Consider the following 26,992-nt stretch of genomic DNA (forward strand, 5'->3'; position numbering starts at 1 on the left):
CTCTCCTCTACTGCTCGGTGACCGTGCGGCGCTCGATGCGCTTCTCGATGTCGGTGCCGACCTCGATGATCCGGTGCACGAACACGCCGGGCAGATGCACGGCATCCGGGTCGATCTCGCCGGGCTCGACGAGCTCCTCGACCTGCGCGATGCAGATGCGGCCGGCCATCGCGGCGGGCGGCGAGAACTGCCGGGCGGCCTTGTTGAAGACGAGGTTGCCGTGCCGGTCGCCGCGCAGCGCATGCACGAGCGAGAAGTCGGTGGTGATGGCCTCCTCGAGCACGAACTCCTTCGCCTCGCCGTTCACGTCGAAGGTCGCGGTGGGCTTGGGCTCCGAGGCCTTCGCGACGGAGCCGTCGGCGTTATAGCGCTGCGGCAGGCCGCCCTCGGCGACCTGGGTGCCGACCCCCGTGCGGGTGTAGAAGGCGCCGATGCCCGCGCCGCCGGCGCGCAGCTTCTCGGCGAGCGTGCCCTGCGGCGTGAGCTCGAGCTCGAGCTCGCCCGTGAGGTAGCGGCGCTCGAACTCCTTGTTCTCACCCACGTAGGAAGAGGTCATCTTGTCGATCTGCCCGTTGCGGAGCAGCAGGCCGAGGCCCCAGTCGTCGACGCCGCAGTTGTTGGAGACGACCTTGAGGCCGCTCACGCCGCGCTCCTCGAGCGCCCGGATGAGCGCCATCGGGTTGCCGGAGAGCCCGAAGCCGCCGACGGCGAGCGTGGCGCCCTCGGGGATGTCCGCGACTGCTTCCGCCGCGGACGCATAGGTCTTGTCGATCGCCATCAGCGTGCCTCCTTCTGCTCTGCGTGTGTCTGGGCGGCGGGCGTGCCGCCTGCATGTGCCTGGGCGGCGGGCGTGCCGCCTGCATCTGTCTGGGCGGCGGGCGTACCGCCTGCATCTGTCTCGCTCACGGAGGTGAGGCGCCTGAGCGCCTCGGCCACCGCATCCACGCCCTCGCCCATGAGGATCGTGTAGTGGTTCGTGTGCTCGATGTCCGTGATCGAGAGCGCCGGCAGGCGTGCCCTCCAGGCCGCGATCCATGCGTCATCGTAGAGCCCGGGCGGCTCGTCGAACAGGCCCCGAGGGCTGCGCAGCATCGCGGTCGGCGTGGTGAGCGAGAGCAGCGCCTCGGTGTAGCCGTCGCGGCCGTCGAGCTCGACCAGGTTCGCGACCACCGCGTCGGGGTTCGCCGATGGCCGCAACACTGTCTCGCCGGTGCCGGGCGTGGCGACCTCGACCAGGTCGTAGTCGACGTACTCCTCGATCGCGGTGCTCCAGTAGGGCCCGAATGCCGGGTGCTCGCGCCAGAAGTCGCGGTAGGCGTCGTTCGAGGCGAAGTGCATCGTGAGGCGCTCGATGGCCGGGCCCAGCAGATCCTCCGGCGACTGCGCCGAGCCCTCCGGCGCCGGTGGCAGCGGCAGACCGCCGTCGACCAGCAGCATCGAGCTCACGAGCTCCGGGTGCGCGTGCGCGAGCCGCACGGCGACGAAGCCGCCCATCGAGTGCCCCACGACGCGCACGCTCGCGAACCCCGCGTACCGGATCGCGGCGGCGACGTCCTCCGCGTGCTGCACGAGCCCGAAGGGCGCGGGCAGGGTGCGGGAGGCGCCGCGACCGCGCAGGTCGACGGCGAGCAGCGGCGCATCCAGCCGTCGAGCGAGCGGCGTGAACGAGCGGTGGTTCGCCGTGATGCCGTGGATGGCGACCACCGGCTCCCCGGGGGCGTCGGCGTTCCACAGCGTCGCGACCAGCTCGCCGCCGTCGACCGGCACGCGCAGCGGCGTCTCGGTGCCGCCGCTGCGGGGCAGGGCGACCTCGGGCTGTGCCGTCATCGAGCGCTCCATCCGCCGTCGATGACGTACGAGGTGCCGGTGACCATGCCGGCGTGCGGGCCGGCGAGCCAGGTGGCGAGCGAGGCGACCTCCTCGGGCTCCACCAGGCGCTTGATCGCAGCCTCGGTGAGCATCACCTTCTCGAGCACCTCGTCCTCCGGGATGCCGTGCGTCGCGGCCTGGTCGGCGATCTGCGCCTCCACCAGGGCGGTCTTCACGTAGCCGGGGTTGATGCAGTTCGAGGTGACGCCGTGCGGGGCACCCTCGAGCGCGGTCACCTTCGACAGGCCCTCGAGCCCGTGCTTCGCGGCGACGTACGCCGACTTGAAGGCGGATGCGCGCAGGCCGTGCACGCTCGAGAGGTTGATGACGCGGCCGAAGCCTCGCTCGTACATGCCGGGCAGCGCCGCGCGGATCAGCAGGAACGGCGCCTCGAGCATGAGCGTGTGGATCGTGCGCCACATCTGCGGCTCATACGACTCGATCGGGGCGACGCGCTGGATGCCCGCGTTGTTCACGAGGATGTCGGCGCGCAGCTCGAGCGACTCGAGGGCTGCGGTGTCGAGGAAGTCGACCTCCCACGCCTCGCCGCCGAGCTCTGTCGCGAGCGACCGGGCGGCAGCACCGTCGCGGTCGGCGATGACCACCTCGGCGCCCTCCGCGGCGAACGCGCGAGCGATGGCGGCGCCGATGCCGGCGGCTCCGCCGGTGATGACAGCCCTGCGTCCAGCGAGCGTGCTCATGAGTCCTCCTTGGTCTCTGTCGCGGTCGCGACGGTATCGGTGGCCGGATGTGCACTGGTCGAGTGCACCGCCGTCGGGGCGTCCGCTGCGGTGCCGAGGGCCCGCTGCACGAACGCGACCATCTCATCGAAGACATGATCCGGCACGGAGGTCGCGGCGGTGCCGTAGGCCCCAGTCTCCGCGGTCGGCCACAGGACGTAGCGCATGCCGATCATCTCGCCGACGCCCATGAGCGCCCAGGCGGCCACCTCCGGGTCGATGTCGCCGATCTCGCCGTTCGCCTTCGCTCGCGCCAGACCCTCGCGGTAGCCCTCGACGATGCGCTCGTAGTGGTTGCGCATGGCGCCGGGCGAGACGTACTCGGCCTCACGCACCACCCGGTAGAGCGCGGGGTGCTCGGCGGTGAAGGCGAAGAACTCACGGAAGCCCTCGCGCTCGGCCTCCGCCCGGTTGCGGCCGCGGGCGGCGCCGTCGCTCATCGCTGCACGCACGCGCCGGTTGAGGTCCTCCACCAGGTGCTCGAAGAGATCCAGCTTCGACGCGAAGTACAGGTAGAAGGTGCCCTGCGCGACGCTTGCGCGGTCGGTGATCCGCGAGATCGAGGCGGCCTGGTAGCCCTGCTCGGCGAACACCTCCTCGGCGGCGATCAGCAGCTTGGCCTTGGTCTGCTCGCCGCGCTTCGTCCTCGGCTGGTTCACGGGGCATCCGCCGTCTCTGCCGCGAAAGCGGCCGTGAGCGCACGACGGAGCGGCTTGCCGCTGCTGGTGCGGGGAATCTCGTCGACGACGAGGAACCGCTTGGGGTGCTTGAAGTCGGCCAGGCGACCGTCCAGGTGGGCGCGCAGCGCCGCGTCTGCCACCGGCTCCGCCAGCACGACCCAGGCGACCAGCGCCTCGCCCCAGCGCTCGCTCGGCACGCCCGCGACGGCCGCGTCGTGCACGGCGGGGTGATCGAGCAGCGCCAGCTCGACCTCGATCGGCGCGATCGACTCGCCGCCGGATCGCACGATGTCCTTCACCCGATCGACGATGCGGATGCGGCCCGCGGCATCGCGCGCGACGAGGTCGCCGGTGCGCAGCCACGACCCGTGCATCGCCGCAGCGGTCGCCTCGGGATCGCGGAAGTAGCCGGGGAAGACGGCCGGCCCGCGCACGAGCAGCTCGCCCGCTCCGGGTCCGTGCACGACCCGATCGTCGATGAGCAGCGCGAGGTCGACATGCGGGTAGGCGCGGCCCACGGTGCCGGCATCGGAGTCGTCGTGGCAGAGCGTGACGTTGGGGGCCGCCTCGGTGAGGCCGTAGCCCTGCTGCACGCGCATGCCGCGCTGCTGCAGCTGCTCGGCGGCGCGCGGATCGAGCATGCCGCCGCCGACGACGGCGGTGCGGATGCTCGACAGGTCGCGCGCGGCGAAGTCAGGGTGCTGGATGAGGGCGCGGAAGGTCGTCGGCACGCCCATGGTCGCCGTGACGCGGTGGCGCTCGATGAGCGCGAGCGCGCGCCCGGCGTCGAAGGTGCGCTCGAGCACGACGCGGGCGCCCACCCACCACGCCAGCAGCGGCTGGACGTTCCAGCCGGCGACGTGATGCTGCGGCAGCACCTGCAGCACGACGTCCTCCGGCGTGAGCGGCGTCGCGCGCGAGAGCGCCAGGTTCGCCCACGCGCAGTTCGCATGCGTGAGCACGACCGCCTTCGGAGCACTCGTGGTGCCGGAGGTGAAGAGCATCAGCAGGCCGTCGTCGTCGGCCGGGCTCCCGTGGCCGAGCGGCCGTGCCGCCTCCGGCACCTGGTGCTCGACGCCCGCGGCGCCGAGCATGGTGATGGGGATGCGGTGGTCGGCGCGCTGCGCGAGCGCCGCCTCGGCGACGGGCCGGTGGTCGTCCTCGACCAGCAGCAGCGAGGGGTCGGCGATCGTCAGCTGCGCGGCCAGCTCTGCCGCGGTGAGGCGCCACGAGAGCGGCACGAGCATGGCGCCGGCCTTGGCGCAGGCGAACAGCAGCACGACCTGGTCTGCCGTGGAGCCGGTGATGGTGGCGATCCGTGACCCGCGGCCGTGCCCGGCCTCGCCCAGCGCATGCGCGAGCGACGTCGCCCGCGCCTCGAGCTCGCCGTACGAGACGACGACGCCGCGATCGACGATCGCCGGGCGCGCGGAGTCGGTCGCGGCGCGGTCGGTCGTCCATCGGCCCAGGGTCAACGGGCCCGGCGTCGTCGCATCGGGTGCCATCTGCCTAGGCTTCCACGTCTTGCAGCACCGCGGGCTCCTCGGCCTCCTGCTTCCGCTCGCGCCGCTTCGTCACCCGCCCAGCGAGACCGACGATGCCGCCGGGCGCGAACATGACCACGAGCACGAACAGCATGCCGAGGATGAACAGCGGCTCCGACAGCGGGATCCGCAGCACCGCGGGCAGGTCCTGGATCCACGCCGACGAGGCGAGCGCCGAGAGCCGCTGGTCGAGCAGCGTGTAGACGATGCCGCCGACGATCGCGCCCCAGCGGTATCCGACGCCGCCGAGCACCACGATCACGAGCAGCGTGAGCGTGAAGTCGCTGGCCGAGATGCGCGGGGTGGCGGCCGACTGCAGCAGCATGAAGCCCATGCCCGCGACGGCCGCGAGCACCGCCGCGGCGGCGAACAGGAACAGCCGCACGAAGTAGGGGCGCAGGCCCAGCACCGTCACGCGCAGCTCGTTCTCGCGCGACGCGGCCACGACGTGACCGAGCCGTGAGCGCTCCACCCACACGCACGCCAGGTAGACGAGCACCAGGATGCCGAGCGCCAGCCAGTAGAGGTTGCGGGTGTTGACGACGCCGACGAGCATGTCGGGCACGACCGAGACGTCCAGTCGCACGCCCTCCTCACCGCCCGTGAGGCCGCCGACGTTGCGACGGATGAGCACGTTCATCGCCTGGGCGACCGCGAGGGTGACCATGGCGAACGAAATGCCGGTGACCCGCAGCGCGAGCGCGCCGACGAGGTTGCCGAGCACGAGCGCCACGAGCAGCGTCAGCACGATCGAGACCATGAAGACGACCGCAACCGGCATCCCGCTGGGCGCGAGCAGCTTCAGGATGATGCCGAGGCCGTAGGCACCCGCGGCGAAGAACATCGCGTGGCCGAACGACAGCAGGCCGGCGATGCCGAAGATCAGGTGGTAGCTGAGCGCGAGCGCCGCGATGAGCATCGCGTAGGCGAGCACCGTGAGCGTGCCCGGCGTGTAGGTCGGGCCGGGCAGCACGCCGGGGATGCTGATGTTGAGCAGCGGCAGGATCGCGGCGAGCACCACGACGACGGCGCCGATGGCGAGCGTGCCCCAGGGGGATTTCAGGAAGGTGCGCATCATCGTCTCCTAGTGCTTGACCTTGCCCATGAGGCCGGTGGGTCGGATGAGCAGGACCGCGGCGAGCGCGAGCACGATCGCGAGGTCGCCCGTGCCACCCAGATAGAAGTTGGCGAACTGCTGGACGACGGCGACGAGCACGGATGCAATGGCCGCGCCCGTGAGCGAGCCGAGGCCGCCGATGACCGTGACGATGAAGGCGTAGATGAGCAGCGAGGTGCCCTGGTGCGCGGCCACCTGGCCGTAGTAGACCGAGGCGAGCACGCCGCCGAGCCCCGCGGCCGCGCCGCCGATCGCGAAGACGATCGTGAACGCGCGGCGCACGTCGATGCCGAGCGCGGTGACCATCGTGCGGTTCTCGACGCCCGCGCGGATGATGAGGCCGTAGCTCGTGCGCTGCAGGAAGAGCACGATGAGTGCGAGCACCACGACGGCGCTGCCGATCAGCAGCCAGCGATCGTTCGGGATGTTGGCGCCGAGCACGTTCGTCGTCTCCCCCAGCCAGGACGGCAGGCGGATCTGGATGGGGTCCGTGCCCCAGATGCCCTCGAAGAGCGCGACCGAGGCGAGCCCGAGCCCGACCGTGACGAGCACCTGCTCGATGTGGCGGTTGTAGAGCGGCCGGATGAAGACGAGCTCGGTGATCGCGGCGACGAGGGCGCCGACGACGAGGCCGACGAGCATCCCCACCAGCAGGCCCGCCCAGGAGCCGTCGCCGAGGCGGCGTCCGACCTCCCAGCCGAGGAAGCCGGCCAGCGTCAGGAACGAGCCGTGCGCGAAGTTGAGCACCCCCATGAGGCCGTAGATGAGCGAGAGACCGCTCGCGACCAGGAAGTAGAGGGCGCCGAGGCCGACGCCCGTGATGAGCAGGAGCAGGACGGTGCTCACGCAGCCTCCTCGTCGGTGGAGACGCCGAGGTGACGGTGCACGAGATCGGAGTCGAGGAATTCGGCGGCCGGGCCGGTGTGGACCACGGTGCCGCCGGAGAGCACGATGACGGTGTGCGCGAGGTCGCGCACGACCTGCAGGTTCTGCTCGACGAGCAGCATGGGGGTGCGCTCGGCGGCGGCCTCGAGCGCCTTGGTGACGGTGCCGACGATCAGGGGCGCGAGGCCCTTCGTCGGCTCGTCGACCAGCAGCAGCCGATTCTCGTTCATGAGGGCGCGCGAGAGCGACACCATCTGCTGCTGACCGCCGGAGAGCGTGCCGGCCTGCTGGCGGGAGCGCTCAATGAGCTCGGGGAAGAGCTCGGCGACGATGCCGCGGTTGGCGGTGCCGCCGCGCTCGGCGAGCCGCAGGTTCTCCTCCACCGTCAGCTGTCCGAAGACCTCGCGGTCCTCCGGCACGTAGGCGATGCCGCGCTGCACGATGCGGTGCGTCATCAGGCCATCGATGCGCTCGCCGGCGAAGGTGACCTCGCCGGTGCGCTCGTAGAGGCCGAGCAGCGCCTTGATGGTCGACGACTTGCCGACGCCATTGCGGCCCAGCAGTGCCGTGACGCCGTGCTCGGCGACATCGAAGGAGGCGTTCTCGACCACCTGCTGGCCAGCGATCCGCGCGTTGAGGCCGCGCACGGTCAGGATGGCGGTCATACGGTCTCTCCCAGGTAGGCCTTCTGTACGGCGGGATCGGCCATGATGGCCGTCGGTGTGTCGATGGCGAGCAGCTCGCCGTGGTGCATGACCGCGACCCGGTCGACCAGGCCGAGCAGCACCTCCATGTGGTGCTCGACCATCAGCACGGTGCGGCCGGAGGCGTGCAGCCTGCGGATGACCTCCACGAGGCCGGCGACATCGCCGGAGCCGACGCCGGCCATCGGCTCGTCGAGCAGCACGACCTCGGGCTCGGTGGCAAGCAGCATGGCGATCTCGAGCTTGCGCTTGTCGCCGTGCGACAGCACGCCTGCCGAGGTGGTCAGGTGGTGGGCGAGGCCCACCTCGTCGAGGCACCGAGCGGCGACGCCCGCTGCCTCGTCGTCGGCTCGGGGGAACTTCCAGGGGCTGGTCGCTCCCCCGAGCTTCGACTGCGCCGCGAGGCGCACGTTCTCCTCGGCGGTGAGACCGGGGAAGACGCTGGATGTCTGGAACGTGCGGCCGAGACCGACCCGCGCCCGCTGATGCACCTTGTGGGTGGTGACATCCTTCCCCGCCAGCAGCACCGAGCCGCTCGTGGGGATCATGACACCCGAGATGATGTTGAACAGCGTGGTCTTGCCAGCGCCGTTGGGGCCGATGACCCCCACCATCTCACCCGTCGCGACCTGCATCGAGACGTCGTGCAGAATGCGCGCGCCTCCGATCTGCAGGCCGACGGCATCCAGGACGAGCGCGGGACGATCCGGCATCGCGGTCGCTGCCTACTCGCCCGCGACGGCCGGGGCGACTGCCTCGGCGTCAGCGGTCTCGATGAGCTCCGGCACCCAGGTGCCGGCCTCGTCGACCAGGCGCACCTGGAACATCGGCTGGATCAGCGCGTGGTCCTCTGCGCGGATGGTGAGCTCGCCCTTGATCGAGTCGAAGGTCCAGCCCTCCAGTGCGCCGATCATCGCGTCGACGTCGCCCTGACCCTCGGTGATCGCGTGCACGAGCATCTGCGCGCCGACGAAGCCGTCGGGCGTGAAGAGGTCGGCCTCGTTGCCCTGCTCCTCGAGGTAGGCGTCCATCGCCTGCGAGGCCTCGTTGTCGGTCGCACCCGGGAAGTAGTGGTTCAGGAACTGGATGTCGCCCGAGCCCGGGCCGTACGCCTGGTACGACGCGCGGTCGGCGAGGCCGGTGACGACGGTCGTGTCGGCGAGCACCTGCTGCTGTGCGAGCGCCTCCCACATGGCGCCGGTGGTGGCACCGGCCCACGCCACGAACACCAGGTCGGGGCTCGCGGCCGCGATCTGCTGCGCGAACGGGGTGAACTCGGTCGCGTCCTCGGCGACGAGGATCGGCGTGACGGTCGCGCCCTGCGCGCCCAGCACGGCCTCGACCGATGCGACGTTGCCCTGGCCGAACGCGTTGTCCTGCGCGAACACGACGATGTTCGAGCCGTCGACGCTGTCGAGGAAGGTGGCTGCGGTCGCGACATCCTGCAGGGTCTGGCGGCCGGAGCGGAAGGTCTGGTCGTTGACGCCCGTGATGGCGTCCGCTGCGGCGGGGCCCGAGAGGAACAGCACGTTGTTCTGCGCCGCCTGCTCGGCGACCGCGAGCGCGACGCCGGAGGCGACCGAGCCGCCGATGATCTGGTAGCCCTGGCCGATGACGTCCTTGGCCTGGGTGACCGCCGTGTCCGGGTTGCCCTGGTCGTCGATCCACTCGATGTTGAGCTCGATGCCGTCGATCTCGCCCGTGCCGTCGGTGGCGTAGTCGAGGCCTGCCTCGAAGCCCTGCTGGTAGCTCTCGCCGTAGGCGGCGAGCGGGCCGGTGATCGAGGTGATCATGCCGACGTTGACGGCGACCGTCTCGGTCGCGCCCTCGGAGCCGGAGGCTTCGCTATCGGTCGGTGCCGAGGTGGTCGGCGCGCACGCCGTGAGCGCGAGCGCCGCGATGGCGACGCCCACTCCGGCGAACTTCGTTGTCCTGCGCATGAGTTGCCTTTCGAGGTGTGCGAGCCTCAGCGGGCGATACTCGGCTGGCGAGTCGGCACGCCCTCGTGCGGCTTCACGGTGTCAGAACCTGACAGGTGGTTCAGGTCTCAGGTCAAGCATGCGATCGTCCTGAGGGATTGTCAAACGCACGCCCCCACCGTGACCGGATCGTGACCATCCCGCCGCCGCCCCCGCACCGCACCGCGCCGCACCGCACCGCGCCGCACCGCGCATCCGCGCATCCGCCACGGCCGCGGCACCGAACCGGCGACTGGTGCTGTTGCGCCCGAGCAGGGCTGGCAGGCCAGCACCAGTCGGGCGCAACCGCACCGCTCAGCGACCGGGGCGAGCCGGCGGGCGGGAGGGCGGGCGGGCCTGCGGGCGCTAGGCAGCCCAGCGGGCCGCGAGGCGGTCGTAGCTCGCCTCGACGCCGACATCCATGCCGCTCGCGTAGGCGCCGTCGCGGATCTCCTTCGACGCGTAGACCGTCACGGTCCGCATGGTGGTGACGCCGTCGACCTCTGTGAGCGTGGTGGTGTTCGTCGACGGCGGGAGCTCCATGCCCTGCATCGCCGAACCGCCCATCCGCTCGACGGTGACGATGCGGTGCGGCTCCTCAGCCTCGAGCACCTCCCCCGCGATCTCGAGCTCGCCGTCGCTGTCGACCCACACCCAGCGGAACGAGCCGCCGGCGCGCATGCCCATCTCGCAGGTCGGGAACTCGGTCTCCGGGTTGGGGCCGAGCATCCAGGTGCGCACGATCTCGGGGTCGGTGTAGGCCTTCCATACCTCGCTCGCCGGAGCGGCGAAGTCGCGCTCGTAGGCGATCGAGGTGTCATCGGGCAGTTCGAATCGTGTCTTCATCATCATTCCTTCGGTGGGTGGCCGGATGCGTCCGGCCGGGATCCCGACGAGAGGTGCGCATCGAGGCGGTCGAGTCGGGCGTCGACCTGCACCTCGAACTGCGAGACGAACACCGCGGCGCGGATCAGCGGCGCGAGTTCGATCAGGCGGTGGATGCGCTGCGCATCGCGCTCGGCCCGCACGAGCCCCGCCTCCCCCAGCACCTTGAGGTGCTTGGAGACGGCGGGCTGGCTGAGACCGGCGAGCGCGGTGAGCTCGGTGACGGTCGCGGGACCCGAGCGCAGCCGCAGCAGGATGCGGCGGCGCGTGCGATCGGCGAGCGCAGCGAAGATGCGGTCGAGGGTGTCGTCGTCGACACTCGGCTGCGCCATGCTGCACCTCGCTTCCATCGCCAAGCAGTTCTATAACTCACTAGCAATGTACGCGGCGTCCGGGACTGGGTCAAGCCGTGCTTCCGCCCGCGACGGTCGCGGCACGACCGACCAGTCGTTCGAAGGGCCCCCGCGACCCGCTGGACGCCAGCAGGGCCCCGATCGCGAGCGCGATCGCCAGCTGCAGCGCCCAGCCGCTCCATCCGGTCACGAGCGTGGGGGCGGCCTCGATGAGCGCCCCGGCCGCGACCGAGTAGCCGACCACGTGCACGATGTAGATCGTCAGCGGAGCGCCGCCCGCAGCCCGCAGCGGCTCGAGCGTGCGCCGGGTGCGCGGCGACATCCGCTGCACCAGCAGGCCGAGCAGACCGATGGCGAGGAGCGCAATGCCTGCCGTGCGCGCCATGTCGGCGGGCGTGCCGGTGTGCGGCGCGGCCAGCGCCTGCCAGAGCAGCCCCTCGTCGGGCGCCGCTCCGTAGCCGTTGGCCAGCAGCAGGTCGCGCGCCAGCGAGGGCTCCCCCGGCGCGACGGTGTCCGTGAGCAGCAGCACGGCGAGCTCGCTCATCGCCACGCCGATGCCGGTCAGCAGCGCGCCGATGCCCGCGAGCCGCGTGAGCATCGCGCGCTCCGTCCCGCTGGCCCTCGCCGCCAGCAGCCACCGGGCCGCGAGCATCCCGATCACCAGGTAGCCGAGCCAGATGAGCGCGGGATAGACCCCCGTGAGCAGCACGTCGTCGAGCGCCGCCAGCAGCGACTCGAGCGGTCCGAGCTCGCTCGAGCCGCGGTGCAGCGACGGCAGGTGCGTGCTCGCCCACGCCACCACCGAGCCGCCGCCGACCGCGATCACTGCCGCGAGCGCAGCCAGCAGCCACGAGCGCGCGAGCAGCAGCGGGGCGGTGAGCGCGATGGCGACGCCGAAGGGCACGAGCACCACGTAGACCGCGCCCGCCAGCGGCGCGATCAGCACGCCCAGCACCGCCACGACCGCGCCGCGCGCCACGGTCGACCGGATGGCGCCGGCTCGATCGCCTGCCTGCAGCCGGGCACGCCCGGCGAGGGTGACGCTCACGCCGCCGAGCACGGCGAAGAGCGTCGATGGCGGCCCGTCGATGAGCGCGACGATGGCGGCCGGGGTCGATTCAGCGCCGCCGAACGTGTGCGCGGCCATCATTCCCGCGACGGCGACGAGGCGCGCCAGGTCGACGCCGATGAGCCGCGCGGAAGCCGCGGGCCCGGCGCCTGGATTCCCCGATGGGGGGTGCGGAATGCCGCTCACGGCACCATCGTGCCGCACGCAGCCGGGCCGAGCCGACGGATCGGTCGGATGCTGTGCGCGAGCACGTCAGCTGCGCGACCACTCCTTCTCGAGCCACTTCTCGGCGCGGTGCTCGGCGATCACGCGACGCGCGGTGCCGGTCTTCGAGCGCAGCACGAGCGACTCGGTGCGGATCAGCGGGCCCTTGCGGCGCACGCCGTCGAGCAGCTGCCCGTCCGTGACGCCGGTGGCGACGAAGTAGGTGTTGTCGCTCGCGACCAGGTCATCGAGGCCCAGCACGCGGTCGAGGTCGTGGCCCGCAGCGAGCACCTTGCGGTGCTCCTCGTCGCTCTGCGGCGACAGTCGGCCCTCCATGAAGCCGCCCAGCGCCTTGATCGCGCACGCGGTGATGACGCCCTCGGGGGTGCCGCCCGCTCCCGCGCACATGTCGATGCGGCTCTCCCAGCGAGAGGCGTTGATGCCGCCGGCGACGTCGCCGTCGCGCATGAGGCGCGTGCCGGCACCGGCCGCGCGGATGTCCTCGATGAGCTCAGCGTGGCGGGGGCGGTCCAGCACGGCGACGACGATGTCCTCGACGTCCTTGCCCGTGGCGCGCGCAAACTCGCGGATGTTGTCGCCGATCGACTGCTCGAGCGAGATCACGCCGAGCGCCTCGGGGCCGGCGACGAGCTTGTCCATGTAGAAGGCATCCACCGGGTCGTACATCGTGCCGCGGTCAGCGACGGCGATGACGCTCAGCGCGTTCTGCCGGCCGGCCGCCGTGAGCGAGGTGCCGTCGATCGGGTCGACCGCGATGTCGGCGGAGGGGCCGCGGCCGTTGCCGACGTGCTCGCCGTTGAAGAGCATCGGCGCCTCGTCCTTCTCGCCCTCGCCGATGACGATCACGCCGTCGAAGGCGACGGTCGCCAGGAAGGTGCGCATCGCGTCGACCGCGGCACCGTCGGCGGCGTTCTTGTCGCCGCGGCCGATGTGCGGCACCGCACGGATAGCGGCCGCCTCGGTCGCGCGCACCAGCTCCATGGCGAGGTTGCGGTCGGGGTTGTCGAAGACCGGGGCCTTCTGCGATTCGCTCTGCGGCACGGGGAGTCCTCCATTGGATCGGGCGTCCTCCGAGCCTACTGACGGATGCGGTGCCGTCGGCGAGGAAGTCCGGGGAAAGTAGCGCGCTTCCTTCGCGGCTGACGTCTCAGTCGAGTTCCGCGAGCACGTCCGCGATCGCCGAGAGGATGACCGCCGACGAGGACGCGCCGGGGTCTGGGTAGCCCAGGTCGGGCGTCGAGGCGTCGAAGCGGTCCTCGAAGGCTGCGGTCTCGACCGCTGCCTCCTCGGCGACGCCGGCGGCGTGCGCCGCGGCATCGACGCCGGGCTCGCCGCGCTCGAGGTGCACGTGCGCATCGCCGAGCGCGGGCGCGAGCGTGTCGACGATCGACTTGTCGCCCACGTGAGCATCGGTGGACGACTCGAGCGCCTTGAGCGCCGCATCGACGATCGCCACCGGCCCCTCGTCGAGCGCGCTCGCCGCTGCCGTGCCCATAGCACCCCACAGCGAGTTGGCGCCTCCCTCCTCGGCCGCCCACGCGGTCGCGGCGGCGGCGAGCGCCTGCCCCTCGCCGGCGTCGGCGGCTGCCGCCCTGGCGGCGGTCGCGCCCGCCAGGATGTGCGTGCCGTGGTTGCCGTCGTCGGCGACGGCGTCGAGGGCGTCGAGCTCCTCCCGCGCTTCGGCGAGCGCGACCACGATGCGGTCGAGTGCCGCGCGGACGATGGCGTCGTGCTGGTGCATGGTGCCTCCTTGGCGCTCCCCCGGCGATGCCGGCGCGTGCCTGAAGCCTAGACCGCGCGGCCGAACACGCGACGGGCAGCACGCGACGGGAGTCACCGATCCATCCCATGGGAGCGCCTCGCGACCTAGACTGATCCCGATCCCGCGCGGCCCGCGAACGGCGACCCGCGCCCCAGACGAGTCAGGAGCTGTGCCATGCCAGTCGCGACACCGGAAGAGTATGCAGAGATGCTCGACAAGGCGAAGACGAACGCCTTCGCCTACCCCGCCATCAACGTCTCGTCGTCGTCGACGATCAACGCGGTGCTGCAGGGCCTCACGGAAGCCGGCTCCGACGGCATCATCCAGGTCACGACCGGCGGTGCCGACTTCTTCGCCGGCCAGAGCGTGAAGAACCGGGCAGGCGGTGCGATCGCGTTCGCCCGCTTCGTCACCGAGGTCGCGAAGGCCTACCCCATCACGGTCGCGCTGCACACCGACCACTGCCCGCAGGACGCACTCGACGGCTTCGTCTTCCCGCTGCTCGAGGCGAGCGAGGAAGAGGTCAAGGCGGGCCGCGCACCGCTGTTCCAGTCGCACATGTGGGATGGCTCGGCCGTGCCGCTCGAGGAGAACCTCGAGATCGCCAAGCAGATCCTTCCCCGCACGCACGCGCTCAACCAGGTGCTCGAGGTCGAGATCGGCGTGGTCGGCGGCGAGGAGGACGGCGTCAGCCACGAGATCAACGACCAGCTGTACACGACGCTCGACGATGCGATCGCGACCGTCGAGGCGCTCGGCCTCGGCGAGCACGGCCGCTACATGGCGGCGCTCACCTTCGGCAACGTGCACGGCGTCTACAAGCCGGGCAACGTCAAGCTGCGCCCCGAGCTGCTGGGGGACATCCAGAAGGGCATCGCCGAGAAGTACGGCACCGGCCCGAAGCCGCTCGACCTCGTCTTCCACGGCGGCTCGGGCTCGTCGGATGAGGAGATCTCGACCGCGGTCGCGAACGGCGTCATCAAGATGAACATCGACACCGACACGCAGTACGCGTACACGCGCTCGGTCGCGGGCAGCATGTTCGCCGGCTACGAGGGTGTGCTGAAGATCGACGGCGAGGTCGGCAACAAGAAGGTCTACGACCCCCGCGCATGGGGCAAGGCGGCGGAGTCGGCCATGGCTGCGCGCGTCGTGTCGGCCACGCAGCAGCTCGGCTCGGCAGGCTGGTCGAGCAAGTAGCGCGAACGACGACGGGCCCCTCGCGCTGAGGGGCCCGTCGTCGTCTGGAGCGGCCTACTCCCAGTCGTTCGACTCGATGATGCTGTCGGTGCCCTCGGGGAGCACCGTGTCGTCGACACCGTTGTCATCGGTGTCGATGCCGGCCTGCGTGCCACCGTGCTCATCGGGGATGTCGGCGGGGTCGTCGGACTCCCACTCCTCGTCGCGCACCTCGGCGCCCTCGGGCGCATCCTCGTTGTCGATCTCGTCGAGGTCGTCGGTCGCGAGCACGCGATCGTTCTCCGCCGGCTCGCCGAGCGACTCGTCGAAGTCCTCGCCCTCGGCCATCTGGTCGGCCCATCGGTCGTCCTGCGGCTGGGCGTCCGTCGTTGCCCCCTGGGGCTGTGCGTCAGTCATGGATCGATCGTATCGACGCCACCTCGACGCCACCAGGGGATGCGCGTCGGTCAGCGCTTGCGGCTGGGGCGCAGCTCCTTGGGCAGCGAGAAGATCAGATCCTCCTCGGCCGTGCGCACCTCGGTGACGCTGCGGTAGCCGGCATCCTCGAGCTCCTGCAGCACCTCGCGCACGAGCCCCTCCGGCACGCTCGCGCCGCTGGAGACACCGATCGACTCGACGCCCTCCAGCCACTCCTGCTGGATCTCGCTCGAGTAGTCGATCCGATAGGCGGCCTTGGCGCCGTGCTCCAGCGCGACCTCCACGAGGCGCACCGAGTTCGACGAGTTGGCGCTGCCGACCACGATCACGAGGTCAGCCTCCGGAGCCACCTTCTTGATGGCGACCTGGCGGTTCTGCGTGGCGTAGCAGATGTCGTCGCTGGGCGGATCCTGCAGGTTCGGGAAGCGCATGCGCAGCCGGCGCACCGTCTCCATCGTCTCGTCCACCGAGAGCGTGGTCTGGCTGAGCCACACGAGGTGGTCGGGGTTCTGCACCACCACCGTGTCGGCCTCGTCGGGGTTGTTGACGATCGTGACACGCTCCGGAGCATGTCCGGCGGTGCCCTCGACCTCCTCGTGCCCCTCGTGCCCGATGAGCAGGATCTCGTAGTCGTCGCGCGCGAAGCGCACGGCCTCGCGGTGCACCTTGGTGACGAGCGGGCAGGTGGCGTCGATCGCCTCCAGCCCGCGATCGGCCGCCTCCTGCACCACGGCCGGGCTGACGCCGTGCGCGCTGAAGATGACGCGCGATCCGGTGGGCACCTCGTCGACCTCGTCGACGAAGACCGCGCCCTGCTCGGTCAGCTGCGAGACGACGTGCTTGTTGTGCACGATCTCCTTGCGGACGTAGATGGGCGCGTCGTACTGCCCGAGCGCCTTCTCGACCGCCAGCACCGCGCGGTCGACGCCGGCGCAGTAGCCGCGAGGGGCGGCGAGCAGGATGCGCTTCTCACCCGCGACGGGCCGATCCTGGAGCCGACCTCGGCGGACTGCGGGCCGCGGCATGTCCAGCGGCACCCTTCCATTCGTGATCGTCACCCGCCCAGTCTACCGTTGGTGCGAGGCGGCGGCCCCGGAGGCCGCATCGAGCGAGCAGACTGAGGAGCAGCATGGCCGAGCGCATCACGGGCACGCCCGACGAGCCGTGGAGCGTCGCCCAGCTCGGCACCGAGCTGAAGAGCTACATCGGCCGGCTCGGCCACCTGTGGATCGAGGGCGAGATCACCCAGTGGTCGAACTCCCGCGGCAACGTGTTCGGCAAGCTGAAGGACGTCACCGGCGACGCCACCGTCTCCTTCAACGTCTGGAGCTCGGCGCTCAGCCGCATCGAGGGCGAGTTCGCGCAGGGCGACCGCGCCGTGCTACTCGTGAAGCCCGACTACTGGCCGCGCGGCGGCACGCTCTCGATGGTCACCCAGCAGATCCGTCATGTCGGCCTCGGCGACCTGCTCGCCCGGCTCGAGGCGCTGCGGCGGAAGCTCGCCGACGAGGGGCTGTTCGCAGCCGCTCGCAAACGCCCGCTCCCGTTCCTGCCCAACCGCATCGGGCTCATCACCGGGCGCGACTCCGATGCCGAGAAGGATGTGCTGCGCAACGCCCAGCTGCGCTGGCCGGGCGTGGAGTTCCGCGTCGAGCACGCGGCGGTGCAGGGCGACCAGACCGTGCCGACGGTGCTCGCCGCGCTCGCGCGGCTCGAGGCCGACCCCGAGGTCGACGTCATCGTCATCGCGCGGGGCGGCGGCGACTTCCAGAACCTGCTGGGCTTCAGCGACGAGGCGCTCCTGCGCGCGGTCGCGGCGGCCAGCACGCCGATCGTCTCGGCGATCGGGCACGAGGCGGATCGTCCGCTGCTCGACGAGGTCGCCGACCTGCGGGCGTCGACGCCCACGGATGCCGCGAAACGGATCGTGCCGGACGTCGCCGAGGAGCTCAACCGCATCACGCAGGCGCGCGCGCAGCTGCGCGCCCGCGTCACGCAGCACGTGCAGCGCGAAGCAGAGCGGCTCGAAGCGTTCCGCACCCGCCCGGCGCTCGCCCGGCCGGAGACGATGATCGACTCGCTCGCGCAGGATCTCGCTCGCCTGACCGCGCGCAGCGACGAGCTGACCGCGCGCACCGTCGACCTGGGCGGGCAGCGGCTCGACCACCTGCGGCAGACGCTGCGGGCGCTCAGCCCGCAGGCGACGCTCGATCGCGGCTACGCGGTCGTGCAGACGGCCGCGGGGAGCGTGCTGCGCTCGGCCAGCGACGCCACTGCCGGCGACCCGCTGCTCGTGACGGTGGCGGCCGGGAGCCTGGACGCATCCGTCGTCGCCGTGCACACCGACGCCGGCCCCGCCGCTGCCGCTCCCGACCCGGCCTGAGCGTGCACGCATGGGCGACGCGGCCCGACGCGGGCCCGCGCACGCCGGTAGACACGCGCACGCCGGTAGACACGCGCACGCCGGTAGACTCGGGCCGTGAGCACTCCCGTGAATGACGATGTCGCCGAGCTCTCGTACGAGCAGGCGCGAGACGAGCTCGTGCGCGTCGTGACGGCGCTCGAGTCGGGCGGTGCGTCGCTCGAGGAGTCGCTCGCGCTCTGGGAGCGCGGGAACGCGCTGGCCGATCGTTGCGAGCAGTGGCTGCAGGGCGCCAAGCAGCGGCTCGACGCCGCCCGCAGCGCCGATGCATCGCGCGCGAGCGACACCGCGGCGAGCGGCACGCCGGGGGCTGACGAGGCATGAGCCGCAAGGAGCCGCGCATCGTCGCAGAGCTCGGCCGGCCGGAGACGCCCGACGAGACCTTCGCGCGCAAGGCCGCCGCGTCGCGACGCCACCGCGAGAACCGCAGCTTCGTCAACTTGATCGCGGCGCTCATCGTCTGCCTCGCCGTCGTGCTCGTCATGGTGCTCGTGGTGGTGCGACCGGACGTGCCAGAGCGGGAGCCGATCGACGTGCCGGCGGCCGCGGCCGGAGCCCAGGCCATCACCGATGAGCCGCTGCTCGCGCCCGACCTGCCCGAGGAGTGGGCGGCGAATGTCGCCGAGGTGCGCACCGGCGCCGATGACGTGATCACCTGGTACGCAGGCTACGTCACGCCCGAGCAGCAGTTCCTCTTCTTCCGCCAGGCGCTCGACGCGAACCCCACCTGGCTCGTGGCCGCGATCGACCAGGCGACGCCCACGGGCGAGCGCACGATCGATGGGATCACCTGGATCGAGCACGACCAGCGCCAGCTGGAGGATCCGGGCAACCTCGAGTACGTGCTCACCACCGAGCAGGGCGCCTCCACGGTGGTCGTCGGCGGCACCGCCGACGACGCGGAGCTCCAGATGTTCGCCGAGGCCGTGAGCGCACAGCTCACTGCTGGCGAGTAGCCACCCAGACACGAATCCCGCCAAGCGAAAGGCACAGCGAAGTGAACGACGTCGACTACCGGATCGAGCACGACACCATGGGCGAGGTGCGCGTGCCCAAGAACGCGCTCTACGCGGCGCAGACGCAGCGCGCGGTCGAGAACTTCCCCATCTCCGGCTCCGGCCTCGAAGCCGCGCAGATCGTCGCGCTCGCACGGATCAAGCGCGCGGCCGCGATCGCCAACCGAGAGCTGGGCGTGCTCGACGGCTCGATCGCCGAAGCGATCGTCGCCGCTGCTGACGAGATCATCGGCGGCGCGCACCACGACCAGTTCCCGGTGGACACGTACCAGACCGGCTCGGGCACGTCGTCGAACATGAACATGAACGAGGTGCTCGCCGCGCTCGCTACCAAGCACCGCGCCGACGCCGACGGCGCCGTGCACCCCAACGACCACGTGAACGCGTCGCAGTCGTCGAACGACGTCTTCCCCACCTCCGTGCACATCGCCGTCACCGGTGCGCTCATCGAGCAGGCCATCCCGGCGCTCCAGCACCTGGCCGAGGCACTGGAGGAGAAGGCCACGCTGTGGGCCGACGCCGTCAAGCCCGGCCGCACCCACCTCATGGACGCCACGCCCGTCACGCTCGGCCAGGAGTTCGGCGGCTACGCGGCGCAGATCCGCTACGGCATCGAGCGCATCGAGGCCGCGCTCCCGCGCGTCGCCGAGGTGCCGCAGGGCGGCACCGCCGTCGGCACCGGCATCAACACGCCGCTCGGCTTCCCGGAGAAGGTCATCGCCGAGATCGCGGCGTCGTCGGGTCTGCCGATCACCGAGGCGCGCAACCACTTCGAGGCGCAGGCCAACCGCGACGGCCTCGTCGAGGCATCCGGCGCGCTGCGCACGATCGCGGTCTCGCTCACCAAGATCAACAACGACCTGCGGTGGATGGGCTCCGGCCCGAACACGGGGCTCGGCGAGCTGCGCATCCCCGACCTGCAGCCGGGCTCGTCGATCATGCCGGGCAAGGTCAACCCGGTGGTGCCGGAGGCCGTGCTCATGGTGTGCGCGCGCGTGATCGGCAACGACGCCACCGTCGCGTGGGCCGGCGCCTCGGGCTCGTTCGAGCTCAACGTGCAGATCCCGGTGATGGGCACGGCGCTGCTGGAGTCGATCCGTCTGCTCTCGAACGCGTCGCGCGTGCTCGCCGACAAGACCGTTGCCGGTCTCGAGGCCGACATCGAGCGCGCCGCAGCGCTCGCCGGGATGAGCCCGTCGATCGTCACGCCGCTCAACCGCCTCATCGGCTACGAGGCGGCCGCGAAGATCGCGAAGCACTCGGTCGCCCAGGGCATCACGGTGCGCGAGGCCGTCATCGACCTCGGCTACGTGGAGCGCGGCGAACTGACCGAGGCCGACATGGACAAGGCGCTCGACCTGCTCTCGATGACCCACCCGGGCGTCGCCAAGTAGCCACTCCCGCGGGCGCCGTCCTCCGCCTCTCGCCCCTCGGCCCTCGGCCTTCGGGCTTCGGCGTTCGGCGTTCGGCGTTCGGCGTTCGGCGTTCGGCGTTCGGCGTTCGGCGTTCGGCGTTCGGCGAGCTTCCCCGAATCGCGCGTTCTCCCGTCCAAGCGCGCGCCCTCGGGAAGCTCGCCGTCGCGCGGTTTCGCGAGCTTCCTCGAAGGGCGCGGTTCGCCCGCGAAACGTTCGGGTTGGGGAAGCTCGCCGTCGTAGGGTGAGCGGATGCGCTATCCCGAGGTGAGCAGGCACGAGACCGTCGAGATGATCCACGGGGAGGCGGTCGCCGATCCGTATCGCTGGCTCGAGGATGGCGACTCGGCCGAGACGCGCGCGTTCATCGAGGCGCAGAACGCCTTCGCCGAGCCGGTGCTTGCGCAGCTGCCCGCCCGCGCCGTCTTCCGCGAGCAGGTCACCGCGCTGCTCGAAGCCCCGACGCGCGGCTGTCCCTGGCTGCGCGGCGGCCGCGCCTTCGCCTGGCAGAGCGACGGCGAGAACCAGCCGCTGCTCGTGGTCGCCGACTCGATCGAGGCGCTCGACGACGCAGGCGACGGCCCGCGCGTGCTGCTCGACCCGAACGCGCTCTCGAGCGACGGCACGGTCGCCGTCACCATGGCGAGCGTCTCCCCCGACGGCAAGCTGCTCGCCTGGGGCGCGGCCGACGGCGGCTCGGACTGGCGCACCATCCGCATCCGCGACGTCGCCACCGGCGAGGATCTCGCCGACGAGATCCCGTGGACGAAGTGGAACGCCGCGGTCTGGCTCGACAGCCGCGCCTTCAGTTACTGGTCCTACGAGGCGCCGACCGGCGACGCGCTCACCGATGAGATGGGCGGTGGGCGTCTGATGCGTCACGTCGTCGGCACCGATGTCGCTGACGACGTCGTGCTGTGGACCGACCCCGACCAGCCGCGCATGTTCGCCCGCCACTGGCCGCGCCACGACCGCTGGTTCGTGCTCTCGACCGACACCGGCGCGTCGAGCGGCAACGACCTCGCCGCCGGACGCGCCGGCGACGATGCACTGACCCAGCTCGTCGACGGCCACGAGCACGAGTGGAACGGGGTCGGCATCCGCCAGGGCCGGCTCTACGCCGTCACCGACGATGGCGCCGCGCGCTACCGGCTCGCAGCCTTCGAACTCGAGACCGGCAAGGAGTCGACGGTCGTCGCCGAGCATCCGGAGGACGTGCTGCTCGACGCCTCGCTCACCGCGAGCGGCCTGGTGCTGGAGTACTCGCACGACGCGAGCCACCGCATGCAGCTGGCGACCTTCGACGGCGAGCTCGGTGACGCCGTGCCGCTCGGCGACGGCGTCTCGATCACCGGCTCGGACGCGAGCCGGGACTCGAACACGGTGCTCGCGAGCACCTCGAGCTTCGTCGATCGCGGCACCCGGCACAGCATCGAGGTCGACGGCGCGAGGCTCGTCTCGCACCGCACACTCCCGACCCCGGGTCCCGATGCGCCCGCCGCGACAACCACGCGCATCCGCACCGTCTCCACCGATGGCCAGACCGTTGCCGCGTTCCTCGTTCGCCCCGAGGGCGACGACGGCAGCGCGCCGCGGCCGACGCTCATCTGGGGCTACGGCGGCTTCAACATCCCCATGAACCCGGGCTTCCGCGCCGTGCTCGCCGCCTGGGTCGCCGCCGGTGGCGCGCTCGTGGTGCCGAACCTGCGCGGTGGCGGCGAGTTCGGCTCCGAGTGGCACAAGGGCGGCACGAAGGATCGCAAGCAGCAGGTCTTCGACGACCTGTTCGCGATCGCCGAGCACCTGGTGGCGACGGGCGTGACGACGAGCGAGCAGCTCGCGCTGCACGGCCGTTCCAACGGCGGCCTGCTCGCGGGCGCGGCGCTGACGCAGCGGCCCGAGCTGTGGGCCGCGGTACTGCCGGGCGTCGGCGTGCTCGACATGCTGCGCTTCCACCGCTTCACGATCGGCTGGGCGTGGGCGAGCGACTACGGCGACCCCGATGATGCCGAGGCGCACGCCTACCTGCGCGCCTACTCGCCGCTGCACCGCGTGCGCGAGGGTGTCGCCTATCCCCCGACGCTCATCACCACGGGCGATCACGACGACCGCGTCGTGCCGGCGCACTCGTTCAAGTTCGCGGCCGAGCTGCAGCGGGCGCAGGCGGCGTCGGGATCGGATGCGCCCGTGCTGCTCTCCGTCGACACCCGCGCCGGGCACGGAATGGGCAAGCCGAAAGACGCCGCTGCGCTCGAGTTCGCCGACCAGCTGGCGTTCGCGGCGCACCACACGGGACTGGTCGTCGACGCCGTCCCGGCCGCGACGCCGGCGGCCGAGCGCGCGGATGTCGGCACCGACACCTCCACTGCTCGAGTGCAGGCGTGAGCGCGCTCGCGGACTGGGAGGCGCAGGTCGCGAGCCTCTGGGAGCGCTCCGACGCGCTGCCTCGCGATGAGGCGGTCGCTGCGATGCGCGAGCTCGCTGGCGACTACCCCGGCGAGGATGGGCGGGCCGCGTTCGAGCTGGGCGGCATGTACGACTCGCACGGATTCGAGCACGAGGCGGAGCGCGAGTACGAGCGGGCGCGGGAGCTGGGGCTGGCGCCCGAGCAGCATGCGCAGCTCGCGGTGCAGTACGGCTCGACGCTCCGCAACACCGGCCGCGTCGATGACGCCATCGCGGTGCTGGAGGCCGCGCCGACGCATCCGTCGACCGGTGCGGCGCCACGGGTGTTCCTTGCGCTCGCACTGCACGCCGCCGGGCGCCACGATGAGGCGATGCGCGTCATCGTCGAGGCGATCGAGCCCACCCTGCCGCGCTACAACCGCTCGGTGCGCGCCTATGCGGCGGCGTTGACCGAGCCCGCTGCCTGACGGAGCGCGCATCCCACCGGAGCCCGCGCCCGTCCCGCTACTGCTCCCGCCGCTGTCGCGGCCGGGCGCGTGTCAAGCTGTTGCTGCAATTCCCCCCAACCACAGCAACAACCTGACACGCGCCGGTAGCGCGGAGCGGCGCCGGACCGGCTCGCGAGGCTGACGCGCGTCAGGCGAGGCCGAGGGCCGCCAGGGCGGCGGCGATCGCGTGGCCGGCGAGCAGCCAGGGCCCGAAGGCCAGCGTGCGGTGGCCGACAGCCAGCGCCACGATGCCCACGACGCCGCCAATGACCACGGATGCCGCCAGGCCGACGAGCGGCACCGACCATCCGAGCGTCGCGGTCGCGAGCGCCAGGGCAGCGCCGAGCTTCACGTCGCCCATGCCCATCCCGCCGGTCACGGCCATGAGCAGCAGCAGTGCTCCGCAGCCGAGTCCGACGAGCGGCGCAAGATCGCCAGCCAGCAGGCGCACGAGGCACGCCAGCGCCGCGATCAGCAGCAGCGGCACGGTGATGGCGTTCGGGAGGCGGCGCTCGGCCGTGTCGATGCGGATGAGCGCGGGCGCGGCGAGTGCGACGGCGGCGAGCGGCGCCACGGCGGCGACATCCCATCCCTCGCCCGCGAGCACCGCTGCGGCCGCGCCCGCCAGCGGCAGCCCGAGCGTATCGAGTGGGCGCAGTCGCACCGGTGGCCGGAGCCCCGCGACCTCCGCCTGCTCGCTCACCGCCGCCGTCATGCGGTCACCGTAGCCATGCCGGCACCGGCTGCGCGCGCGCTCTCCACAGCGCCGTTCGACACTGCCACCCCTGAGCCACGCGACACGCCCGGGATGCACGAACGTCGGGTCGCTGCAACCGATCCGGGGTTCCGCGCCGATATGGGGGTAGGACGGCGCATGGAGCGTCGCACGAATCGAGGAGACCATCATGAAGCGCAAGCTCGCGATCGGCGTCGGAGCCGCAGTCGCCCTGACGGCATTCGGTGCCGCACCCGCCATGGCCGCCGACGGCGACGCCACGGTGTCGGTGCTGCACGCAGTCCCCGGCCTCACGGTCGACGTCTACATCAATGGCGACGAAGCCATTGCCGACTTCGAGCCCGGCACGCTCACCGACGAGATGATGCTCGCGGCCGGCTCCTACGACATCCAGGTCTTCGCAGACGGTGACACGCCTGACTCGGCGGACCCGGCGATCGAGGCGATGGGGGTCGAGGTTCCCGCGTCGGCCAACCTGACGCTGGTCGCGCACCTGTCCGAGAGCGGCGACCCCATGCTCTCCGCCTTCGCGAACGACACCGAGCCGACCGAGGCCGGCGACGCTCGCCTCACCGTCCGCCACCTCGCCGCGGCTCCGGCCGTCGACGTGCGTGCCAACGGTGACGCCATCGTCGAAGGCCTGACCAACCCGGATGAGGCGTCGCTCGACACCGCTGCCGGCATGGTGACGGCGGATGTGGTGCTTGCGGGCACCGAAGACGTCGCGATCGGCCCGGCTGACCTCGACCTCGCTGAAGGCGTCAACACCATCGTGGTCGCGTGGGGCAGCGCCGAAGACGGCAACCTCGACCTCGCGGTGCAGACCGTCGAGGCGCACAGCACGCCCAGCGGCGTGCCGTCGGGCCTCGGAGGCGCTGCTGACCAGCGCGCACTCGGCATCACCCTGGCCCTGGCCGGCGTGCTCGGCCTCGGCCTGATCGCCTCGCGCACGCTCCGCCCCGCCCGGGAGCGCAGCTGATCATGCGCACCAACCGAGGGCTCCCGTCGCGTTCGTCGCGGCGGGAGCCCTCCCCCGTGTCCGAGCGCCGTCGCACGCCGCGCTGGGCGACGGTCGCTCTCGCGGTGCTCGGCACCGCGGCGGTCGTGACGGGCCTCGTGCTCGTCACCCAGTCGATCGCGCCGACCGTGCAGGATCAGCCTGCCGCGGCGGCATCCGCCCCGCCATTGCCGTCGCCATCCCAGGCGCCGACCACCGAGGCGGCGGCGCCCGCCGCAGTCGTGCCTACCGGGGTCGGCACGAGGGATGCATCCCTCGTCGCGCCGGTGCTCGTCGACGAGCCCGCGTCCGTGCGGGTGCCCTCGGTCGGCCTCGACCTCGGTGTCGTGCCGGTGGGCGTGCGCGAGGACGGCCAGATGGATGTTCCGGAGCTCGTGACCGAGCTCGGCTGGTACGAGTACGGGCCGGCTCCTGGCGCCGACGCAGGCTCCGCGGTGCTGGCCGCGCACTTCGACAGCGACATCGGCGCCGCCCCCATGGCGTCGGTGCTGCGCGCCTCCGCGGGCGACGTCGTCGAGGTCACCACCGAGTCCGGTGCCCTGCTGCGCTTCCGCATCACGGCGATCGAGCAGATCTCCAAGGCCGCGCTGCCGCTCGAGTCGCTCTTCGCGCGCGACGGCGAGCATGCGATGCAGCTCGTCACCTGCGGCGGCGCGTGGGATGCGGCCGCGGGGGCCTATGAGGACAACATCGTCGTGACCGCCGTCCCCATCGGCTCGTGAGCGGTGACGGCGATGCTACGTTCGACGCGTGGTGACCGAGGATCTCGAAGCGGCGCGCTTGAGCGCGGCCTTCGCGGCCGATCCGTCGCCGGAGGTGCTGCGGCTCGTCTACGAGCGCTGGGGCGGGATGGTCTACGCGATCGCGCTGCGGGCGATGGCGCCGCACGATGCGGAGGACGTGGTGCAGCAGACCTTCGTCTCCGTCTGGCGGTCGCGCGATTCCTACGACCCTGCGGCGGGACCGCTGGGCGCGTGGATCGTGACCATCGCGCGGCGCCGCATCGCCGATCATTGGCGTGCCCGCTCGCAGCACGAGCTCGCGACGGAGCCCGAGGCGCTCGCGGCGGCGCTGGAGCAGGGGGCGGGCGATCCCGTGCTCGACTCCGTCGAGGATGCGCTGACCGTGCAGGAGCAGCTGGAGCGCATCGGAGAGCCGCAGCGCACGATCGTGCGCCTGGCCGTGATCGAGGACCGGTCGACCGCCTGGATCGCCGAGACGCTCGCGATGCCGGTCGGCACCGTGAAGAGCCACCTGTCGCGCGCACTGCGCCGGCTCCGAGACCGTTGGGAGGAGACGCATGGAGCACCTGTCGAATGATGAGCTCGCCGCGCTCGCCCTAGTGGGAGACCCGGAGAGCAAGCACCTGGATGCCTGCGCGGCATGCCGCGACGAGATCGCCTCGCTGCGCCGTGCCGCCGAGCGCTACCGCGCGGCGGACGTGCCTGCGCTCACGCCGCCGGCCGGCATCTGGGATCGCATCGCCGCGGAGATCACCGATGACGGCGCGCTGGCGAGCTCGCCGGCCACCGCGACGCTCGCGCCCGCGCCCGCGCCCGCGCCGCGAGCGTCCGCGCATGTCGCGCGTCGTCGCCGTCGGCGCTTCAGCACCGGCGCACTGCTGGCGGCATGCGCCGCGTCGGCCGCGGTCGCCGCGTCGGTCGCGGTGCTGCTCATCGGCCAGCTGGGAGGAATCCCGCGGTCGACGGATGTCGCCAATGCCGTGCTCGATCCTCTCGAGTCCACGGTCTCCGTGGCCCCGGCGCGCGCCGAGGTGATCGAGCGCGACGGGCAGCGGCTGCTGGTGGTCGATGTCGAGTCGCTGCCGCAGGTGGACGGCTACCTCGACGTGTGGCTCCTCGACACGCAGGCGCAGCAGATGGTGAGCCTGGGCGTCATGGATGCCGAGTCCACGCAGCTCTCGCTGCCGCCCGGGCTCGATCTCGCGACCTACCCGATCGTCGACGTCTCGATCGAGCCGTTCGACGGCGACCCCACGCATTCGGGCAACAGCATCTGGCGGGGTGCGCTCGAGCTCTGACGCGTCGGGGCACACGGCGTCCCGCGCTCGCGGGCGCCGCACGGC

General features: G+C 71.8%; 29 protein-coding genes. 11 read left to right on the forward strand and 18 right to left on the reverse strand.

Translation table 11 applies throughout. The features are described from left to right. Positions 1–7: 7 nt before the first annotated feature. The 15 genes from ABG090_RS09360 to ABG090_RS09430 form a co-directional block, all read right to left on the reverse strand. Positions 8–778 (reverse strand): CoA transferase subunit A, encoded by a 771-nt coding sequence (locus tag ABG090_RS09360; RefSeq protein WP_347754213.1) that lies wholly within the window; start codon positions 776–778, stop codon positions 8–10. Further along, positions 778–1,827: an alpha/beta hydrolase gene (locus ABG090_RS09365; protein ID WP_347754214.1), complete on the reverse strand. Its 1,050-nt coding sequence runs from the start codon at positions 1,825–1,827 to the stop codon at positions 778–780. The genes ABG090_RS09360 and ABG090_RS09365 overlap by 1 nt, the downstream gene beginning before the upstream one ends. After that, positions 1,824–2,570: a 3-hydroxybutyrate dehydrogenase gene (locus ABG090_RS09370; protein WP_347754215.1), complete on the reverse strand. Its 747-nt coding sequence runs from the start codon at positions 2,568–2,570 to the stop codon at positions 1,824–1,826. Before ABG090_RS09370 ends, ABG090_RS09365 begins: the two co-directional genes overlap by 4 nt. Further along, the gene (locus ABG090_RS09375) at positions 2,567–3,268 is read right to left on the reverse strand and encodes a TetR/AcrR family transcriptional regulator (protein ID WP_347754216.1); all 702 of its coding nucleotides are present in this window, start codon (positions 3,266–3,268) and stop codon (positions 2,567–2,569) included. Before ABG090_RS09375 ends, ABG090_RS09370 begins: the two co-directional genes overlap by 4 nt. After that, complete coding sequence (locus tag ABG090_RS09380) at positions 3,265–4,794, reverse strand: AMP-binding protein (protein WP_347754217.1); 1,530 nt, start codon at positions 4,792–4,794, stop codon at positions 3,265–3,267. The genes ABG090_RS09375 and ABG090_RS09380 overlap by 4 nt, the downstream gene beginning before the upstream one ends. A 4-nt stretch (positions 4,795–4,798) precedes the next feature. After that, positions 4,799–5,908, reverse strand: coding sequence for a branched-chain amino acid ABC transporter permease (locus ABG090_RS09385; RefSeq protein ID WP_347754218.1), 1,110 nt, complete (start codon positions 5,906–5,908; stop codon positions 4,799–4,801). A gap of 9 nt (positions 5,909–5,917) precedes the next feature. Continuing rightward, the gene (locus ABG090_RS09390) at positions 5,918–6,796 is read right to left on the reverse strand and encodes a branched-chain amino acid ABC transporter permease (protein WP_347754219.1); all 879 of its coding nucleotides are present in this window, start codon (positions 6,794–6,796) and stop codon (positions 5,918–5,920) included. Then, positions 6,793–7,500, reverse strand: a complete 708-nt coding sequence (locus tag ABG090_RS09395; protein WP_347754220.1) for an ABC transporter ATP-binding protein — start codon at positions 7,498–7,500, stop codon at positions 6,793–6,795. The genes ABG090_RS09390 and ABG090_RS09395 overlap by 4 nt, the downstream gene beginning before the upstream one ends. Continuing rightward, positions 7,497–8,252 carry an ABC transporter ATP-binding protein gene (locus ABG090_RS09400; RefSeq protein ID WP_347754221.1) on the reverse strand — a complete coding sequence of 252 codons (756 nt, stop codon included), beginning with the start codon at positions 8,250–8,252 and terminating at the stop codon, positions 7,497–7,499. The genes ABG090_RS09395 and ABG090_RS09400 overlap by 4 nt, the downstream gene beginning before the upstream one ends. 12 nt (positions 8,253–8,264) lie before the next feature. Then, on the reverse strand, positions 8,265–9,479 hold the full coding sequence (locus ABG090_RS09405) for a substrate-binding domain-containing protein (RefSeq protein ID WP_347754222.1): 1,215 nt from the start codon (positions 9,477–9,479) through the stop codon (positions 8,265–8,267). A 384-nt stretch (positions 9,480–9,863) separates the two neighbouring features. Beyond that, on the reverse strand, positions 9,864–10,343 hold the full coding sequence (locus tag ABG090_RS09410; RefSeq protein WP_347754223.1) for an SRPBCC domain-containing protein: 480 nt from the start codon (positions 10,341–10,343) through the stop codon (positions 9,864–9,866). 2 nt (positions 10,344–10,345) lie between these two features. Beyond that, a complete protein-coding gene (locus ABG090_RS09415) occupies positions 10,346–10,714 on the reverse strand; it encodes a metalloregulator ArsR/SmtB family transcription factor (RefSeq protein ID WP_347754224.1) in 369 nt (122 codons plus the stop codon). Positions 10,715–10,784: 70 nt separating this feature from the next. Further along, entirely contained in the window at positions 10,785–11,990 is a 1,206-nt protein-coding gene (locus tag ABG090_RS09420; protein WP_347754225.1) for a hypothetical protein, read from the reverse strand. A 66-nt stretch (positions 11,991–12,056) separates the two neighbouring features. Beyond that, positions 12,057–13,010, reverse strand: a complete 954-nt coding sequence (gene glpX / locus ABG090_RS09425; RefSeq protein ID WP_347757580.1) for a class II fructose-bisphosphatase — start codon at positions 13,008–13,010, stop codon at positions 12,057–12,059. 166 nt (positions 13,011–13,176) lie between these two features. Beyond that, positions 13,177–13,770 (reverse strand): DAK2 domain-containing protein, encoded by a 594-nt coding sequence (locus ABG090_RS09430; RefSeq protein WP_347754226.1) that lies wholly within the window; start codon positions 13,768–13,770, stop codon positions 13,177–13,179. 195 nt (positions 13,771–13,965) lie between these two features. On the opposite strand from ABG090_RS09430, the gene fbaA reads away from it, so the two are divergent. After that, entirely contained in the window at positions 13,966–14,991 is a 1,026-nt protein-coding gene (gene fbaA / locus ABG090_RS09435) for a class II fructose-bisphosphate aldolase (protein ID WP_347754227.1), read from the forward strand. 54 nt (positions 14,992–15,045) lie between these two features. On the opposite strand, the gene ABG090_RS09440 is transcribed toward fbaA, so the two are convergent. Together ABG090_RS09440 and ABG090_RS09445 are read right to left on the reverse strand one after the other, a co-directional pair. Next, positions 15,046–15,387: a hypothetical protein gene (locus tag ABG090_RS09440; protein ID WP_347754228.1), complete on the reverse strand. Its 342-nt coding sequence runs from the start codon at positions 15,385–15,387 to the stop codon at positions 15,046–15,048. Between the two features lie 50 nt (positions 15,388–15,437). Then, the gene (locus tag ABG090_RS09445; RefSeq protein WP_347757582.1) at positions 15,438–16,433 is read right to left on the reverse strand and encodes a 4-hydroxy-3-methylbut-2-enyl diphosphate reductase; all 996 of its coding nucleotides are present in this window, start codon (positions 16,431–16,433) and stop codon (positions 15,438–15,440) included. A gap of 104 nt (positions 16,434–16,537) precedes the next feature. On the opposite strand from ABG090_RS09445, the gene xseA reads away from it, so the two are divergent. From xseA to ABG090_RS09475, 6 genes are all read left to right on the forward strand, one after another. Then, complete coding sequence (gene xseA, locus ABG090_RS09450) at positions 16,538–17,791, forward strand: exodeoxyribonuclease VII large subunit (RefSeq protein ID WP_347754229.1); 1,254 nt, start codon at positions 16,538–16,540, stop codon at positions 17,789–17,791. A gap of 96 nt (positions 17,792–17,887) precedes the next feature. After that, on the forward strand, positions 17,888–18,154 hold the full coding sequence (locus tag ABG090_RS09455; protein ID WP_347754230.1) for an exodeoxyribonuclease VII small subunit: 267 nt from the start codon (positions 17,888–17,890) through the stop codon (positions 18,152–18,154). Then, the gene (locus ABG090_RS09460; RefSeq protein ID WP_347754231.1) at positions 18,151–18,786 is read left to right on the forward strand and encodes a DUF4245 family protein; all 636 of its coding nucleotides are present in this window, start codon (positions 18,151–18,153) and stop codon (positions 18,784–18,786) included. The genes ABG090_RS09455 and ABG090_RS09460 overlap by 4 nt, the downstream gene beginning before the upstream one ends. Positions 18,787–18,827: 41 nt before the next feature. After that, positions 18,828–20,240 carry a class II fumarate hydratase gene (locus ABG090_RS09465; RefSeq protein WP_347754232.1) on the forward strand — a complete coding sequence of 471 codons (1,413 nt, stop codon included), beginning with the start codon at positions 18,828–18,830 and terminating at the stop codon, positions 20,238–20,240. A gap of 270 nt (positions 20,241–20,510) precedes the next feature. Beyond that, a complete protein-coding gene (locus ABG090_RS09470; RefSeq protein WP_347754233.1) occupies positions 20,511–22,643 on the forward strand; it encodes a prolyl oligopeptidase family serine peptidase in 2,133 nt (710 codons plus the stop codon). After that, the gene (locus tag ABG090_RS09475; protein ID WP_347754234.1) at positions 22,640–23,131 is read left to right on the forward strand and encodes a tetratricopeptide repeat protein; all 492 of its coding nucleotides are present in this window, start codon (positions 22,640–22,642) and stop codon (positions 23,129–23,131) included. Before ABG090_RS09470 ends, ABG090_RS09475 begins: the two co-directional genes overlap by 4 nt. 169 nt (positions 23,132–23,300) lie before the next feature. On the opposite strand, the gene ABG090_RS09480 is transcribed toward ABG090_RS09475, so the two are convergent. Beyond that, on the reverse strand, positions 23,301–23,867 hold the full coding sequence (locus ABG090_RS09480; protein ID WP_347754235.1) for a prepilin peptidase: 567 nt from the start codon (positions 23,865–23,867) through the stop codon (positions 23,301–23,303). Between the two features lie 190 nt (positions 23,868–24,057). Here ABG090_RS09480 and ABG090_RS09485 point away from each other — a divergent pair, with 190 nt between their 5' ends. Genes ABG090_RS09485 through ABG090_RS09500 form a run of 4 tightly spaced genes read left to right on the forward strand, consistent with a single transcriptional unit; the run spans position 24,058 to position 26,947 of the window. After that, positions 24,058–24,867, forward strand: a complete 810-nt coding sequence (locus ABG090_RS09485) for a DUF4397 domain-containing protein (RefSeq protein ID WP_347754236.1) — start codon at positions 24,058–24,060, stop codon at positions 24,865–24,867. A 56-nt stretch (positions 24,868–24,923) separates the two neighbouring features. Continuing rightward, positions 24,924–25,628, forward strand: coding sequence for a class F sortase (locus ABG090_RS09490; RefSeq protein WP_347754237.1), 705 nt, complete (start codon positions 24,924–24,926; stop codon positions 25,626–25,628). Between the two features lie 28 nt (positions 25,629–25,656). Beyond that, a complete protein-coding gene (locus ABG090_RS09495; RefSeq protein ID WP_347754238.1) occupies positions 25,657–26,226 on the forward strand; it encodes a sigma-70 family RNA polymerase sigma factor in 570 nt (189 codons plus the stop codon). After that, entirely contained in the window at positions 26,207–26,947 is a 741-nt protein-coding gene (locus tag ABG090_RS09500) for an anti-sigma factor (protein WP_347754239.1), read from the forward strand. Before ABG090_RS09495 ends, ABG090_RS09500 begins: the two co-directional genes overlap by 20 nt. Positions 26,948–26,992 lie beyond the last annotated feature (45 nt).

The sequence above is a fragment of the Agrococcus sp. ProA11 genome (assembly GCF_039880525.1).
Taxonomy (GTDB): Bacteria; Actinomycetota; Actinomycetes; order Actinomycetales; family Microbacteriaceae; genus Agrococcus; species Agrococcus chionoecetis.